A 16,637-nucleotide genomic window follows, 5' to 3' on the forward strand; every position below is an offset into this window, starting at 1 on the left:
TAAACGGGGTTCGATGCACCTGAGAGATTTAGCCGGTATCCTGCCTGTCGAGGGAACAGCGTCCCGCGATCTGGAGGTAACCGGGATTTCGTCGGATTCCCGTCAGGTAAAGCCGGGCGTCGTCTTTTTCGCGCTCGCCGGCAGCAAGGCGGATGGCGCCGCCTATGCCACTGACGCCGCAAAGCGCGGTGCAGCGGCTGTTGTGACGGGCGAGACCAGCGCCGTTTCCGGCCTGTCCGTTCCGGTGCTCAGCGTCGAGGACCCGCGCCTGGCGCTGGCGTTGAGCGCGGCACGTTTCTTCGGCAAGCAGCCTGAGACCATGGTCGCGGTGACCGGCACCGCCGGCAAGACGTCGGTCGCCGCCTTTACCAGACAGATCTGGGAGCAGGCGGGTTTCGCCGCCGCTTCGATCGGCACCACCGGCGTGGTGGCGCCGGGCCGCAACGAGTATGGCTCGCTGACCACGCCTGATCCGGTGGCTTTGCACCAATTGCTCAAAGAACTGGCGGAGGCCGGCGTCACCCATGCCTCGATGGAAGCGTCCAGCCACGGTCTCGACCAGCGCCGCCTCGATGGCGTCAAGCTCGCCGCCGGCGGCTTCACCAATCTCGGCCGCGACCATATGGACTATCATCCGACGGTCGAGGACTACCATCGCGCCAAACTGCGCCTGTTCGACACGCTGCTGCCGAAAGGCGCGCCGGCCATCATCTTTGCCGACGATCCGTGGTCTGCGCCGACAATAAAGGCAGCGCAGGCCGCAGGGCTCAAGGTGCTGACGGTCGGCCGCCATGGCGATTTCTTGCGCCTGAAGCGGGTCGAGCATGAGCGCCACCGCCAGCGCGCCGAGGTCGAAGCCGACGGCGTGCTTTACGAGATCGACCTGCCGCTGGCCGGTGATTTTCAGATCGCCAATGCCCTGGTTTCGGCGGGTCTCGCGATTTCCACTGGAACGCCCGTTGCCAAGGCCTTGATGGCATTGGAGAAACTTCAGGGCGCACCTGGCCGGCTCGACCTTGTCGGCGCGACCGCCAATGGTGCGCCGGTCTATGTCGACTATGCCCATAAGCCGGATGCGCTGGAAAATGTGCTGGCCGCGGTGCGGCCGTTCACCACCGGCCGCGTTATCGTCGTGTTCGGCTGCGGCGGCGACCGCGACCGAGGCAAGCGGCCGATCATGGGCGAAATCGCCACGCGGCTGGCCGATGTCGTCATCGTCACCGACGACAATCCGCGTTCGGAAGTGCCCGAAACCATCCGCGCCTCGATCATGGCGGCTGCGCCCGGCGCCATCGAGATCGGGGACCGCCGCAAGGCGATCCATGACGCGGTGGCCATGCTCAAGGCCGGCGACACGCTGATCGTTGCCGGCAAGGGCCATGAAGAAGGCCAGACCATCGGCGCCGAGACATTTCCTTTCTCCGACCATGAGGAAGTCCGCTCGGCACTGCGGGAGCGGGCCGCATGAGCGTGCTGTGGACCGCCGATGCGCTGGTTGACGCCATGGGCGGACGGCCGCTCGGGCCGATGCCGGAAGGCATATCGGGGATTTCGATCGACAGCCGCAGCCTGCAGCCGGGCGATGCTTTCTTCGCCATCAAGGGCGAGACGATGGACGGCCATGATTTCGCGACCGCGGCGATCAAGGCCGGCGCCGGCGTGCTGGTCGTCGCAGAGGGCAAGTTGCCGTCGCTCGGGCGGCTGACGGCGCCGATGATCGTCGTGCAGGATGTGCTGGCGGCGCTGGAGAAGCTTGGCGTTGCCGCTCGCGCGCGGTCCAAGGCGAAGATCATCGCGGTGACCGGTTCGGCTGGCAAGACCACCACCAAGGAAGCGCTACGCCATGTGCTGTCGGCGATCGGCAAGGTGCATGCCTCGGCGCAGTCGTTCAACAACCACTGGGGCGTGCCGCTGACCTTGGCGCGCATGCCGGATGATTGCGACTATGCGGTGTTCGAGATCGGCATGAACCATCCCGGCGAGATCCGACCACTGGTCAAGATGGTCCGGCCGCATGTCGCCATCGTCACGCTGATCGCCGCGGCGCATCTCGGCTTCTTCAAAAACCTCGACGAGATCGCCAAGGCCAAGGCCGAGATTTTTGAAGGCATCGAGCCCGGCGGCGCGGCCTTGCTCAACCGCGACGACGGGCGCTGGAAGCTGCTCGACAAAATGGCGCGCGCCGCCGGCGTCGAACATGTCTTCGGCTTCGGCGAAAACGCCCGCTCGACCTACAAGCTCACCAAATGCGAGCTGCATGCCGATCATTCCGATATCACCGCCAGGATCGGCGGGCAGGAGGTGACGGCTCGCATCGGCGCCCCCGGCCGTCACATGGTGCAGAATGTGCTGGCGGTTCTCGGCGCGGCGCATCTCGTTGAAGCCGACATCGGCAAGGTGGCCGCGGCGTTGGCCGATCTCTCGGCCGAGCGCGGCCGCGGCAAGCGCCATGTGCTGCGCCACCCCAAGGGACCGATCACGCTGATCGACGAGAGCTACAACGCCAATCCGGCATCGATGAGTGCCGCCATGGCGCTGCTCAACGCGACGCCCGTCACGGGCGAGGGCCGGCGCATCGCCGTGCTCGGCGACATGCTCGAGCTCGGCGATCATTCGGCGAAGTTGCATGCTGCGCTTGCCGAACTGATCGTCGGCACAGGGACAAACACGGTCTTTCTCGGCGGCCCGGAAATGCGGGCTCTGGCCGACATTTTGCCCGACGAGATCGCTGCGGAATACCGCGCTGGTGCGGAAGAATTGAAGCCGCTGCTGTTGTCAGGGCTGAAGGCCGGTGACGTCGTCATGATCAAATCGTCAAAAGGCATCGGCTTTTCAAAACTGGTCGAGGCCTTGCTCGGCAAATATCCGGCTGAGGCCGCAGGCACGAAACAGGACTAGTCCGGGGGACGAAAATCGCATGTTTACACTGCTCGTCGATTTTGCGGACAAGATCTCGGTCTTCAATGTCTTCCGCTACATAACCTTCCGCACCGGCGGCGCGCTGATCACCTCGGCGCTGATTGTCTTCATCTTCGGGCCGACCATCATCAATTCGCTCAGGCTCAGGCAAGGCAAGGGTCAGCCGATCCGCGCCGACGGGCCGCAGACGCATTTCAAGAAAGCCGGCACGCCGACCATGGGCGGGCTGATGATCCTGTGCGGCATTGTCGGCTCGTCGCTGCTATGGGCGAACCTGTCCTCGATCTACGTCTGGGTGGTGCTGCTGGTGACGCTGGGCTTCGGCTCGATCGGCTTTTACGACGACTATCTCAAGGTGACGAAGCAGTCGCATCTGGGCTTTTCCGGCAAGGCGCGGCTGGCGCTGGAATTCGTCATCGCCGGCATCGCCGCCTGGGTGATCATGCATAATGGCCAGGCGCCGTTCTCCTCGTCGCTGACCTTCCCCTTCGCCAAGGAATTCATCGTCAATCTTGGCTGGTTCTTCGTGCCGTTCTCCTGCTTCGTCATTGTCGGCGCCGGCAATGCGGTGAATTTGACCGACGGCCTCGACGGGCTGGCGATCGTGCCGATCATGATCGCGGCGGCGTCCTTCGGTGTCATCGCCTACCTCTCCGGTAACGCCGTGTTCGCCGAATATCTGCAGATTCATTTCGTGCCCGGCACCGGCGAACTGGCTGTCGTGCTTGGCGCCGTCATCGGCGCCGGCCTCGGCTTCCTCTGGTTCAACGCGCCGCCAGCGGCGATCTTCATGGGTGACACCGGTTCGCTGGCCATGGGCGGCCTGATCGGCACCGTCGCGGTCGCCACCAAGCACGAGATCGTTCTGGTGATCGTCGGCGGCTTGTTTGTCGTGGAAATCCTGTCGGTTATCATCCAGGTCGGCTACTTCAAGATGACCGGCAAGCGCGTCTTCCTGATGGCGCCGATCCACCATCATTTCGAAAAGCTCGGCTGGACCGAGAGCCAGGTGGTGATCCGCTTCTGGATCATTGCCGTCATCCTGGCGCTGGTCGGCCTGTCGACCCTCAAGCTGAGATAGGAGCCCGCTTGATCCCCGCCGCATCCTTCTCGGGCAAACGCGTTTCGCTCTTCGGGCTCGGTGGCTCGGGGATTGCCACGGCGCGCGCGCTGATCGATGGCGGGGCCGACGTGCTGGCCTGGGACGATAATCCCGACAGCGTCGCTAGGGCCGCAGGCCAGGGCATTGCTACCGCCGATCTGCGCGGCGCCGACTGGGCGAAGTTCTCGGCTTTCGTGCTGTCGCCCGGCGTGCCGCTGACGCATCCGAAGCCGCATTGGACTGTCGAGCTCGCGCGCGGCGCCGGCGTCGAGGTGATCGGCGATATCGAACTGTTCTGCCGCGAGCGGATCGCGCGCGCGCCGACAGCGCCGTTCATTGCCATCACCGGAACCAATGGCAAATCGACAACCACGGCGCTGACAGCGCATATCCTGAAATCGGCCGGGCGCGACACGCAGATGGGCGGCAATATCGGCCGTGCCATCATGACGCTCGATCCGCCGCAGCCGGACCGGCACTATGTCGTCGAATGCTCCTCCTACCAGATCGATCTGGCGCCCTCGATCAACCCGACGGCCGGCATCCTGCTCAATCTGACGCCCGACCATCTCGATCGCCACGGCACTATGCAGCACTACGCCTCGATCAAGGAGCGGCTGGTGGCCGGCAGTGACACGGCCATTGTCGGCGTCGACGACAGCTGGTGCGCGCAGATCGCCGACAGGCTGGAGCGGGCGGGCAGGCAGGTGATCCGCATTTCCAAGCGGCTGCCGCTGACCGACGGCTATTTCGCCGACGGCTCCGACCTGATGGAAGCCGTGCACGGCCGCTACAGCCGCGTCGCCTTCCTTGAAGGCATCGGTTCGCTGCGCGGCCAGCACAATGCGCAGAACGCGCTGGCCGCCGTCGCCGCCTGCCTGAAGGTCGGCTTGAGCCTCGGCGAGATCCAGGCGGGGCTCGAGAGCTTTCCTGGGCTGGCGCATCGTATGGAACAGGTCGGCCGCAAGGACCACGTGCTGTTCGTCAACGATTCCAAGGCGACCAATGCCGATGCTGCGGCACCCGCTCTGTCGAGTTTTTCGCGCATCTACTGGATCGCCGGCGGGCTGCCCAAGGAAGGCGGCATCGAACCGCTGCGCGGCTTCTTCCCGCGCATCGCCAAGGCCTATCTGATCGGCGAGGCGGCGCCTGCCTTCTCGGCGACGCTCGGCGAAGCCGTACCCTACGAGATCTCTGGCACGCTGGCCGCCGCGGTCGACCATGCGGCGAACGATGCGGCCAAGGACGATAGCGGCGAGGTGGTGGTGCTGCTGTCGCCGGCCTGCGCCAGTTTCGACCAGTTCAAGAATTTCGAAGTTCGCGGCGAAGCCTTCAGGCAAGCTGCGAATGCTATCGAGGGTGTGAAACCCATCGGAGGGGCACGATAATGCAAAGCCGTCTCGACAAAAGCCCGGTTGCAACCTGGTGGTGGACGATCGATCGCTGGTTCCTGGCGGCGTTCCTGTCGCTGATGGGCCTCGGCATCGTGCTCTCCTTTGCGGCAAGCCCGGCGGTGGCCGAACGCATCGGCCTCGACAGTTTCCACTTCGCCACCAGGCAGATCATCTTTACCGTGCCGGCGCTCGGCGTGATGCTGGCGGTGTCCTTCCTCGAATCCAGGCAGATCCGGCGCATGGCGCTGGTCATATTGTGCATCATGCTGGTGCTGATGGTGGCCGTGCTCTACATCGGCGTCGAGGTCAAAGGTGCACGGCGCTGGGTGTCCTTCGTCGGCATGTCGATCCAGCCGTCGGAATTCCTAAAACCAGCCTTCGTCATTGTCTGCGCGTGGCTGTTCGCCGAGCACAAGCGCCAGCCCGACATTCCCGGCAATCTGTTTGCCATGCTGCTCCTGATCCTGGTCATCTCGCTGCTGGTGGCGCAGCCCGATCTCGGCCAGACCATGCTGGTGACCGGTACCTGGGGCGTCATGTTCTTCATGGCCGGCCTGCCATGGCTGTGGATCATCGCGCTTGGCGCCACCGGCGCCAGTGGCCTGTTTGCCGCCTACACCGTGTTCCCGCACGTCGCCGCCCGCATCGACAAGTTCCTGACTGGCGAAGGCGATACGTTCCAGGTCGATATGGGCCGCGAGGCGTTGATCAACGGCCACTGGTTCGGCGTTGGGCCGGGCGAGGGCACGGTCAAACGCGTCATCCCCGACGCGCATGCCGACTTCGTGTTCTCGGTCGCCGGCGAAGAGTTCGGGCTGATCATGTGCTTCTTCATCATGTCGATCTTCGCCTTCATCGTGCTGCGCGGCCTCAATACGGCGCTGAAGGAACATGACGATTTCACCCGCTATGCCGTCGGTGGGCTGGTCACGGTGTTCGGCCTGCAGTCGGTCATCAACATGTGCGTCAACCTGCAGCTGATGCCGGCCAAGGGCATGACGCTGCCCTTCATCTCCTATGGCGGCTCTTCGCAGATCGCCATTGCCATCTCGATGGGCATGGTGCTGGCGCTGACGCGCAAGCGCCCGGAAAAGCGCAAGCAGATGGGCTTTGCCCTGTCGCAGCGCGCTTTGCCGGCGGAGTGATATGGCGAGAGGTGTCATTCTTCTCGCCGCGGGCGGAACCGGCGGACATCTGTTTCCGGCCGAGGCGCTGGCGCATGAGCTGATCGAGCGCGGCTGGAGCGTGCATCTGGCGACGGACGATCGCGCCGAACGCTTTGCCGGCCATTTCCCGGCCGCGGCCATCCATCCGATCCAGTCGGCGACGATGGGCTCGAAAAACCCCGTCGCCCTGCTTGGCGCCTTCTGGAAGATCTGGCGCGGCGTGCGGCAGGCTTCCGCTGTGATCGGCAGGATCAAGCCTGATGCGGTTGTCGGCTTCGGCGGCTATCCGACCTTGCCGCCGCTCTATGCCGCGACACGGCGCAAGGTGCCGACGCTGATCCATGAGCAGAACGCGGTGATGGGCCGCGCCAACCGGGCGCTGTCCGGCCGCGTCGATGCCATTGCCGGCGGCTTCCTGCCCGAAGATGAAAGTGCTGCCGGCGCCAAGACGGTGATCACGGGCAATCCGGTCAGGCCGCCAATCCTGGAGGCGGCAAAGACGCCATACACGGCATCGCAAGGCGAGGAGCCGTTCCGGCTGCTGGTGTTCGGCGGCAGTCAGGGCGCGCAGTTCTTTTCCGACGCCATGCCGGCGGCCATCGCCCTGCTGCCGGAGGCGCAACGCAAGCGGCTGGTGATCACCCAGCAGGCGCGCGCCGACGACGTGGCGCGGGTGAAGACGGCCTATGCGGCCCTTGGCGTCCATGTCGAGGTCTCGCCATTCTTCACCGATATGGCGCAGCGCATGGCCACCGCGCATCTGGTGATCTCGCGCTCCGGCGCCTCGACGGTCTCGGAAATCGCCGTCATCGGCCGGCCGGCGCTGCTGGTGCCTTATCCCTATGCGCTCGACCATGACCAGGCGGCCAATGCAGCCGCCCTTGCGGCAGCCGGTGGCGGCGAGGTGCATCCGCAATCCTCGCTGTCGCCGGAGCTAATCGCGGCGCTTGTTGGCGGGCTGATGGACAGTCCCGAGCGGCTGGCGGCGATGGCTGCCGGCGCAAAGTCAGCCGGCCGGCCAAACGCGGCACGGTTGCTCGCCGATCTCACAGAGGCTATTGCGTCCAGAAAAACCGTATCGGATTTCAGGAAAGGGACGCATTGATGAAGATGCCGCAGACCATCGGCCTTGTGCATTTCATCGGCATTGGCGGCATCGGCATGAGCGGCATTGCCGAGGTGCTGCACAATCTCGGCTACAAGGTGCAGGGCTCCGACCAGGCCGACAGCGCCAATGTGCAGCGGCTGCGCGATAAGGGCATCGAATGTTTCGTCGGCCACAAGGCCGAGAATATCGGCGCAGCCGAAGTGGTGGTCGTCTCCACCGCGATCAAGAAATCCAATCCGGAGCTGAAGGCCGCGCGTGAAAAGCTTTTGCCGATCGTGCGCCGCGCCGAGATGCTGGCCGAACTGATGCGCTTTCGCCAGGCCGTCGCTATCGGCGGCACGCATGGCAAGACGACGACGACCTCGATGGTGGCGACGCTGCTCGATGCCGGCGGGCTCGACCCGACCGTGATCAATGGCGGCATCATCAACGCCTATGGCACCAATGCCCGCATGGGCGACGGCGAGTGGATGGTGGTCGAAGCCGACGAAAGCGACGGCACTTTCCTCAAGCTGCCGGCCGAAATCGCCGTCGTCACCAACATCGATCCCGAGCATCTCGACCACTATGGCAGCTTCGACAAGGTGCGCGAGGCCTTTCGCCAGTTCGTCGAGAACGTGCCGTTCTACGGTTTTGGCGTGATGTGCACCGACCACCCGGAAGTGCAGGCGCTGGTCAGCCGCATCGAGGACCGCCGCGTCATCACCTATGGCGAGAACGCCCAGGCCGATGTGCGCTTCACCAACCACCGCATGGCGGGTGCCGCCTCCGAATTCGACGTGGTGATCCGCGACCGCAAGACCGGTGGCCAGACGACGATATCGGACCTGCGGCTGCCGATGCCCGGCCGCCACAACGTCTCCAACGCCACCGCCGCGATTGCCGTCGCGCATGAACTCGGCCTGTCGGCCGAAGCGATCAAGAAGGGGCTGTCGTCCTTTGCCGGCGTCAAGCGGCGCTTCACCCATACCGGCTCGTGGGACGGCGTCGAGATCTTCGACGATTACGGCCACCACCCGGTCGAGATCACGGCGGTGCTGAAGGCGGCGCGCAGCGCCACCAAGGGCCGCGTCATCGCCATTGCGCAGCCGCACCGCTTCACCCGGCTGCATGATCTGTTCGGCGAATTCTCGGTCTGCTTCAACGATGCCGACACGGTGATGGTGGCGCCGGTCTATGCAGCGGGCGAAGAGCCGATCGACGGCGTGACCTCGGAGAAGCTGGTGTCGCGCATCCGCTCCGGCGGGCACCGCGACGCGCGCTACATCGACGGTGCGCCGGCCATCGCACCCATTATCCGCGAACTGGCCAAGCCCGGCGATTTCGTCGTCTTCCTCGGCGCCGGCAACATCACCCAGTGGGCCTATGCGCTGCCCAAGGAACTCGGCGGTACCGTCTCATGATGCGCGGCCAGGACCTGATCGACAGACTTGGCGACCGGCTTGCCGGCCTGCGCGGCCGGCTGACGCCCAACGCCGAGATGGACAAGATCACCTGGTTTCGCGCCGGCGGTCTGGCCGAGGTGCTGTTCCAGCCCGCCGACGAGGAAGACCTTGCCGCTTTCCTGCGCGCCGTGCCGGAGGACATCCCGCTCACCGTCGTCGGTGTCGGTTCGAATCTCCTGGTGCGCGACGGCGGCATTCCGGGTTTCGTCATCAGGCTTTCGGCCAAGGGCTTTGGCGAGGCCGAGGTCATTTCGCCGACCGGCATCAAGGCGGGCGCTGCGACGCCCGACAAGCGCGTTGCGGCCGTCGCCTACGAAGCCGGCATTGGCGGCTTTCATTTCTATCACGGCATTCCCGGCGCCATCGGCGGCGCGCTCAGGATGAATGCCGGCGCCAATGGCGTCGAGACGCGCGAGCGCGTCGTCGAGGTGCGGGCGCTCGACCGCAAGGGCAATCTCCACACACTCAGCAATCAGGACATGGGCTATGCCTATCGTCACTCCGCGGCACCTGCCGGGCTGATTTTCACCTCCGCCATTTTCGAAGGCGTTTTGGAAGACAAGGCGGCGATCAAGGCGGCGATGGACGCCGTCCAGACGCATCGCGAGACGGTGCAGCCGATCCGCGAGAAGACCGGCGGTTCAACCTTCAAGAATCCGGAAGGCACCTCGGCCTGGAAGGAGATCGACAGGGCGGGTTGCCGCGGGCTGATGATCGGCGGCGCGCAGATGTCGCCGATGCACTGCAACTTCATGATCAACACCGGAACCGCGACCGGCTACGACCTCGAAGATCTCGGCGAGACGGTGCGTGCCCGCGTGCTTGAAAAGTCCGGCATAAGGCTGCAGTGGGAAATCAAGCGCCTGGGCAATTTCCGTCCCGGCCACGCCGTGCAGGAGTTCCTCGGCCAACTGCTGTAGCGGTCTTTGCGCACGCTGAAGTTAATGTGATGCATGAACTTCAAACGGTCTGAAACGACAGCGTGACCGTTGCCCGAAAGACTCACAACGCGCTTTTTGCCGCCGTTTTCGCGGAAAGTGAATCTGTCGGAATCATAAGCACTTGCCAGCGAATCAACTCTCTGATTCTCTGCCCTAAAGCGTTTCCTGATTTGAGTCGTTCGACGCGTCGACCGCGTTTTCCGTCTGGGGGGCAACCTGCCGGGAGACTCGGACTCCATCTGGTCGCTGAATGCGTGGTTGCGGGCCCGCCGAGAGGGATGACGGGATATGAAGAACAAGCATGTGGCTGTCCTCCTGGGCGGATTCTCGTCGGAGCGGCCCGTGTCTCTGTCTTCGGGGAAGGCGTGTGCTGATGCGCTTGAGAAGGAAGGCTACCAGGTTACTCGCGTCGACGTGGCGCGCGATGTCGGCGCCGTGCTTGGTGAGCTCAAGCCGGATGTCGTCTTCAATGCGCTGCACGGCCCGTTCGGCGAAGACGGCACCATCCAGGGCATCCTCGAATATCTGGCCATTCCCTACACCCATTCGGGCGTGCTCGCCTCGGCGCTCGCCATGAACAAGGAGCAGGCCAAGAAGGTTGCCAAGGCTGCCGGCATTGCGGTGGCGGAATCGAAGGTTGCCAGCCGCTTCGCCATCCAGAACAAGCATCCGATGAAGCCGCCCTATGTGGTCAAGCCGGTCAATGAGGGCTCGAGCTTCGGCGTCGTCATCGTGCATGAAGGGCAGTCGCATCCGCCGCAGGTCATCGGCTCGTCCGACTGGAAATATGGCGAGACCGTCATGGTCGAGCGCTACATCCATGGCCGTGAGCTGACCTGCGCCGTCATGGGCGATGTGGCGCTCGGCGTCTGCGAGATCATTCCGACCGGCCATTCCTTCTACGACTATGATTCAAAATACGTCGCCGGCGGATCAAAACACGAAATCCCTGCTAAAATTTCACCGAATATTTACCAAAAAATACAGACACTGGCGCTCAAGGCACATCTGGCTATCGGCTGTCGGGGCGTTTCCCGGTCGGACTTCCGCTATGACGATCGTCACTCCGAAAACGGCGAAATTGTCTGGCTCGAGATCAACACTCAGCCCGGCATGACGCCGACGTCTTTGGTGCCTGAAATCGCCGCCCAAGCGGGGCATTCGTTCGGCGATCTGTTGAGTTGGATGGTGGAGGACGCTTCGTGTCTGCGTTGAAATGGGGACAGGACAAGGGCAGGGGCGGCGCCGGGCCGGCGCTGTTCGGTATGCCGTTGTCGTTCGACCATTTCGTGCTGCCGCGCGTGCTGCGCCGGCCGGTGCGTGTGCTGGCGCGCCTGGGCGGCGGCGACTTCGTCGCGCCGCGCTTTTCGGCGGCCATCCTGTCGGCTTCGCTCATCGCATCTAGCAGCCTCTATGGCGCCATTCTCGGCGGCCATGCCGACGACATCGTCCAGGGCATCACAGCGCGCACCGGCTTTGCCGTCGACCAGATCAAGGTGGTGGGCAACCGCCAGACCTCGGAGATCGACATACTGGACCGGCTTGAACTCGACGGCTGGACGTCGCTGATCGGCTTCGATGCCGAGGCCGCGCGCGAGCGCATCGATACGCTGCCCTGGGTGGAAGTGGCGGCTGTGCGCAAGGTCTATCCGCATACGCTGGAAGTGCGCGTCGAGGAGCGCGAGCCGTTCGCGCTCTGGCAGCAGGGTTCCGAGCTTTCGGTCATCGAACGAAACGGTGCGGTGATCGCGCCGTTCTCCGGCGGCAAGCAGGCTTTGCTGCCGCTGATCATCGGCACCGGCGCGCCGGCCAAGGCGCCCGACTTCGTGGCCAAGATCCAGAAGTTTCCCGAGCTTGCCGCGCGGGTCAAGGGCTATATCCGCATCGGCGAGCGGCGCTGGGACCTGAAGCTGGAAAACGGCATCACGGTCAAGCTGCCCGAAGATGGCGAAGATCAGGCGATCGCCGATCTGGTCCGTATGGATCATGACAATGGGCTTTTGACGCGCGATATCGCCGCCGTCGACATGCGCATTTCCGATCGGCTCGTGGTGCAGTTGACGCCGGAAGCGGCGACGCAGCGCCAGGCCGCACTCAACGAAAAGCCGCAGAATCTGAAGCGCAAGGCGGGGACGAAGATATGAGCTGGCTTGGCGGCAACAGCGATGCCTCTTCGCGCCGCTCCGGCACGCTCACCGTGCTGGATGTCGGCTCGAGCAAGGTTTGCTGCGTGGTGGCGAAACTGAAGCCACGCGAGGACGGCAAGCTGTTGCGCGGCCGTTCGCACCGCATCCAGGTGATCGGCATCGGCCATCAGAAATCGCAAGGCGTGAAGTCGGGCGTGGTCGTCGATCTTGATCGCGCCGAGCACGCCATCCGCCTGTCCGTCGACGCTGCCGAGCGCATGGCGGGGCTGACCGTGGACTCGCTGATCGTCAACATGACGGCCGGTCGGCTGAAGAGCGAAACCTTTTCGGCCACCATCAACCTCGGTGGCCATCAGGCCGACGAGGCCGACATCAAGCGCGTGCTTGCCGCCGGCGCCAAGCAGGCGCTCAAGGCCGAGCGCGATGTGATCCATTCGCTGCCCATCGGCTTTTCGCTTGACGCCGAGCGCGGCGTGCGCGATCCGCGCGGCATGGTCGGCGACCAGCTCGGCGTCGACATGCATGTGCTGACGGGCGACGCCGCACCGCTGCGCAATCTGGAGCTCTGCATCAACCGCTCGCATCTGTCGGTCGAGCGCATGGTGGCGACGCCCTATGCCAGCGGGCTTGCGGCGCTTGTCGACGACGAACTCGAAATGGGCGCGGCCTGCATCGACATGGGCGGCGGCACGACGACGATCTCGGTGTTTTCGGAAGGCAAGTTCGTCCATGGCGACGCCATTGCCATCGGCGGCAATCACGTGACGCTGGACATGGCCAAGGGTCTGTCAACCTCCCTCGATGCCGCCGAACGGCTGAAGGTGATGCATGGTTCGGCGCTGCCCGGCAGTGCCGACGATCGCGACCTGGTTTCGATCCAGCCGATCGGCGAGGAAGGCGAGATGCCGCTGCAGATCCCGCGTTCGGTGATGACGCGCATCATCCGCGCCCGCATCGATGAGACGCTGGAGCTGTTGCGCGACCGGCTGAACAAGTCCGGCTACGGCAATGCCGTGGGAAAACGCGTCGTGCTGACCGGCGGCGCCAGCCAGCTTGCGGGCCTGCCCGAGGCGGCGCGCCGGATTCTGGGACGCAATGTGCGCATCGGCCGCCCGCTCGGCGTGGCGGGCCTGCCGGAAGCCGCCAAGGGGCCGGCGTTCTCGACGGCGGTCGGACTGCTGATCTATCCGCAGATGGCGAGTTTCGAGAGCCATCCGGCGAAAGGAATTTCCGGTCTCAGGATGACCGGAACGGGCGGAAAACTGCATCGCATGAGTCAGTGGTTGAGAGACAGTTTCTAATTGACGGGGACAGCCCCATAGGCGGCCGCGGCGGCGAAGCGGCGGGAAAGGCAAAGGACGGAGAAAATGACCATCAATCTGCAAAAGCCGGACATCACCGAGCTCAAGCCGCGGATCACCGTGTTCGGTGTCGGCGGCGGTGGCGGCAATGCCGTCAACAACATGATCACCGCTGGCCTGCGCGGCGTCGAGTTCGTGGTGGCCAACACCGACGCGCAGGCGCTGACCATGTCGAAGGCCGAGCGGCTGATCCAGCTCGGCGCGCATGTCACCGAGGGCCTCGGCGCCGGCTCGCAGCCGGAAGTCGGGCGTGCGGCGGCGGAAGAGTGCATCGATGAGATCATCGATCACCTCTCCAACACCCATATGTGCTTCGTCACCGCCGGCATGGGCGGCGGCACCGGCACCGGTGCTGCTCCAGTCGTTGCCCGCGCGGCGCGCGAAAAAGGCATCCTTACCGTCGGCGTCGTCACCAAGCCGTTCCATTTCGAAGGCCAGCGCCGCATGAAGACGGCGGACCTCGGCATCGAGGAACTGCAGAAATGCGTCGATACCCTGATCGTCATCCCCAACCAGAACCTGTTCCGGCTGGCCAATGACAAAACTACCTTCGCCGACGCCTTCGCCATGGCCGACCAGGTGCTCTATTCCGGTGTTGCCTGCATCACCGACCTGATGGTCAAGGAAGGCCTGATCAATCTCGACTTCGCCGACGTCCGCTCGGTGATGCGCGAGATGGGCAAAGCTATGATGGGCACCGGCGAGGCTTCGGGCGAGGGCCGCGCGATGGCCGCCGCCGAGGCAGCGATCGCCAACCCGCTGCTCGACGAGACCTCGATGAGGGGCGCCAAGGGCCTGCTGATCTCGATCACCGGCGGCCGCGACCTGACCCTGTTCGAAGTCGACGAAGCCGCGACCCGCATCCGTGAGGAAGTCGATCAGGACGCCAACATCATCCTCGGCGCCACTTTCGACGAGGAACTCGAAGGCGTCATCCGTGTCTCGGTGGTCGCCACCGGCATCGACAAGTCGGCGGCCGAAATCGCCGCGGTGCCGATCTCGATCCGCACTGTCCCGCCGCAGCAGAAGCCGGTCGCCCGTCCGGCTCCGGCCGCGGACGTCCGGCCAGCACCGGTCCAGCAGACCTATGAGCAGCGCGCGGCCGATCCGGTCGCCGAGGCGATCCAGCTTGCCGAAGCCAATGCGGCGGCAATGGCTCGCCCAGTGCCGATGGGCCAGGCCGAAGATTTCCGCCCGCAGAGCAAGATCTTCCAGGCTCCGCCTGCTCAGCCGCAGCCTGTCGTTCAGCAGGTGATGCAGCCGGCGCCGCTCAGGGAAATGCCGCAGCCGGTGGCTGCCGCGCCGCAGCGCATGCCGCGGGTGGAGGATTTTCCGCCGGTGGTGAAGGCCGAGGTGGAAGCCAAGGGCAGGCCGAGCGATCATGAAAACAGCGGGCCGATGGGGCTGCTCAAGCGGCTGACCAACGGCCTGACGCGCCGCGAGGAAGAACCGGCCCGGTTGCAGCCAGCACAGCCGCGCGAACCGAAACTGCGCCAGGCAGCGCCGGAAATGCGCCGCCTTGCCAGCCAGGATCCGCAGCTTTACGCACCGCGCCGCGGCCAGCTCGACGATCAGGGCCGGTTGACGCCGCAGACCAGGTCGACCCAGGAAGACGACCAACTGGAGATCCCGGCTTTCCTGCGCCGCCAGGCCAACTGAGCCGTTAACGGTATGTAACACTTGTTAACAGGCAGACGAGAGAATCGTTTGCCTGTTAACGCTTAAAGTGGTTTGATAACAAGGCGTTACGATGTGACGCTCACAGGAGGTCGCGGTTACACAGAGTAAGAAACCGTGATTTGGAGTCTCCCTGACGGGCCACTATCTTTGCCGCAGCACTTTCGGTGTGCTGGGATTCGGGGAGTTGGCCCTGCCTGCCGATTACAAAGAGCCGCGCCTTTTGGGGTAAAGCGGACTTAGGCATACGGGCTATGGGGTTTGTCTTGCAGGACTACCAGACGACACTGAAATCGCGTGCGACGCTGACAGGCACCGGCGTTCACAGCGGCAAACCGGTCACCGTCAATTTCCTCCCCGCGGATGCCGACACCGGCGTCGTCTTCCAGCTTTCGACCGGAAGCGAGAGCCGCGAATTCCGCGCGCTGGTCGCCGAAGTCGGCGCGACCGATCTCTGCACCATGCTTGGTGATCCGGCAGGCGAGCATATCGCCACCGTCGAGCATCTGATGGCGACGCTCTTCGGGCTCGGCATCGACAACATCGTCATCGAGATCGATGGCCACGAGGTTCCGATCCTCGACGGCAGCGCGGTGGCGTTCGTGGAAGCCATCGACCAGGCCGGTATCGAGACGCTGGCGGTCAAGCGCCGCTACATCAGGGTGGTCAAGCCGGTCCGCATCGAGAACGGCGCCTCCTGGGCCGAATTCAGGCCCTATAGCGGCACCCGTTTCGAGATCGAGATCGATTTCGAAAGCCCGGCGATCGGCCGTCAGCTGTTTGCCTCCGACATCAACCCCGATGTCTTCCGTCAGGACATTGCACGCGCGCGCACCTTCGGTTTCATGAAGGATGTCGAGCGGCTGTGGGCGGCCGGCTACGCGCTGGGCTCCTCGCTGGAGAACTCGCTGGTGATCGGCGACGACAACCGGGTGATCAACATGGGCGGCCTGCGCTATCCCAATGAGTTCGCCCGCCACAAGACGATGGACGCAATGGGCGACCTGGCGCTGGCCGGCGCCCGCTTCATCGGCTGCTTCCGCTCCTATCGCGGCGGTCATCGGATGAACGCGGCGGCTTTGCGGCGGCTTTTGTCCGACCGTTCGGCCTTCGAGGTCGTCGAGACCACGCGCCGCGAGCGCGGCCGCACGGCCGAGATGAGCGCCGTCACCGGGCCTGTCTTCGCGCCCTGGGTGATCTGATTCTTAACGATTTTCTGGCTTTCTGAGCGCTGGTTGGTGTTGCGCGGATGCATCACCGGCCGGCGAAAGCACATAGCTTTAGGGGCAACACCAAGCCGCCACAAAAATGTGCGATTGGCTAGACATAGCGTTGCTGGGCTAGGCAGTTATGGTTTATGGCTGCTGCCGTCGATTA

Annotated in this window: 13 protein-coding genes; all 13 read left to right on the top strand. The window is 64.4% G+C overall.

All coding sequences use genetic code 11. The features are described 5' to 3' along the window. Positions 1-13 precede the first annotated feature (13 nt). The 13 genes from AC1DYJ_RS09975 (at position 14) to lpxC (ending at position 16,462) form a co-directional block, all read left to right on the top strand. Positions 14-1,468 carry a UDP-N-acetylmuramoyl-L-alanyl-D-glutamate--2,6-diaminopimelate ligase gene (locus AC1DYJ_RS09975; protein WP_477280465.1) on the top strand — a complete coding sequence of 485 codons (1,455 nt, stop codon included), beginning with the start codon at positions 14-16 and terminating at the stop codon, positions 1,466-1,468. Then, a complete protein-coding gene (locus AC1DYJ_RS09980; RefSeq protein WP_477280466.1) occupies positions 1,465-2,898 on the top strand; it encodes a UDP-N-acetylmuramoylalanyl-D-glutamyl-2,6-diaminopimelate--D-alanyl-D-alanine ligase in 1,434 nt (477 codons plus the stop codon). Before AC1DYJ_RS09975 ends, AC1DYJ_RS09980 begins: the two co-directional genes overlap by 4 nt. A gap of 19 nt (positions 2,899-2,917) precedes the next feature. Further along, entirely contained in the window at positions 2,918-4,000 is a 1,083-nt protein-coding gene (gene mraY / locus AC1DYJ_RS09985; protein WP_477231526.1) for a phospho-N-acetylmuramoyl-pentapeptide-transferase, read from the top strand. A gap of 8 nt (positions 4,001-4,008) precedes the next feature. Next, entirely contained in the window at positions 4,009-5,409 is a 1,401-nt protein-coding gene (murD, locus tag AC1DYJ_RS09990; RefSeq protein ID WP_477280467.1) for a UDP-N-acetylmuramoyl-L-alanine--D-glutamate ligase, read from the top strand. Next, the gene (ftsW, locus tag AC1DYJ_RS09995) at positions 5,409-6,560 is read left to right on the top strand and encodes a putative lipid II flippase FtsW (RefSeq protein WP_112560384.1); all 1,152 of its coding nucleotides are present in this window, start codon (positions 5,409-5,411) and stop codon (positions 6,558-6,560) included. Before murD ends, ftsW begins: the two co-directional genes overlap by 1 nt. 1 nt (position 6,561) lies before the next feature. Next, a complete protein-coding gene (murG, locus tag AC1DYJ_RS10000; RefSeq protein ID WP_477280468.1) occupies positions 6,562-7,686 on the top strand; it encodes an undecaprenyldiphospho-muramoylpentapeptide beta-N-acetylglucosaminyltransferase in 1,125 nt (374 codons plus the stop codon). Then, positions 7,686-9,092 (top strand): UDP-N-acetylmuramate--L-alanine ligase, encoded by a 1,407-nt coding sequence (murC, locus tag AC1DYJ_RS10005; RefSeq protein ID WP_477280469.1) that lies wholly within the window; start codon positions 7,686-7,688, stop codon positions 9,090-9,092. Before murG ends, murC begins: the two co-directional genes overlap by 1 nt. Next, positions 9,089-10,054, top strand: a complete 966-nt coding sequence (gene murB, locus AC1DYJ_RS10010) for a UDP-N-acetylmuramate dehydrogenase (RefSeq protein WP_477280470.1) — start codon at positions 9,089-9,091, stop codon at positions 10,052-10,054. Before murC ends, murB begins: the two co-directional genes overlap by 4 nt. Before the next feature lie 309 nt (positions 10,055-10,363). Next, positions 10,364-11,290 (top strand): D-alanine--D-alanine ligase, encoded by a 927-nt coding sequence (locus AC1DYJ_RS10015; protein ID WP_142865401.1) that lies wholly within the window; start codon positions 10,364-10,366, stop codon positions 11,288-11,290. Continuing rightward, positions 11,278-12,219 carry a cell division protein FtsQ/DivIB gene (locus AC1DYJ_RS10020; protein ID WP_477280471.1) on the top strand — a complete coding sequence of 314 codons (942 nt, stop codon included), beginning with the start codon at positions 11,278-11,280 and terminating at the stop codon, positions 12,217-12,219. The genes AC1DYJ_RS10015 and AC1DYJ_RS10020 overlap by 13 nt, the downstream gene beginning before the upstream one ends. Next, positions 12,216-13,523, top strand: a complete 1,308-nt coding sequence (gene ftsA, locus AC1DYJ_RS10025; RefSeq protein ID WP_477280472.1) for a cell division protein FtsA — start codon at positions 12,216-12,218, stop codon at positions 13,521-13,523. Before AC1DYJ_RS10020 ends, ftsA begins: the two co-directional genes overlap by 4 nt. Positions 13,524-13,589: 66 nt before the next feature. Then, positions 13,590-15,242: a cell division protein FtsZ gene (gene ftsZ / locus AC1DYJ_RS10030; protein ID WP_477280473.1), complete on the top strand. Its 1,653-nt coding sequence runs from the start codon at positions 13,590-13,592 to the stop codon at positions 15,240-15,242. A 272-nt stretch (positions 15,243-15,514) separates the two neighbouring features. Then, positions 15,515-16,462 carry a UDP-3-O-acyl-N-acetylglucosamine deacetylase gene (gene lpxC, locus AC1DYJ_RS10035; RefSeq protein WP_477280474.1) on the top strand — a complete coding sequence of 316 codons (948 nt, stop codon included), beginning with the start codon at positions 15,515-15,517 and terminating at the stop codon, positions 16,460-16,462. Positions 16,463-16,637: the final 175 nt, after the last annotated feature.

It is taken from the genome of Mesorhizobium sp. P2_B11 (genome assembly GCF_056404855.1).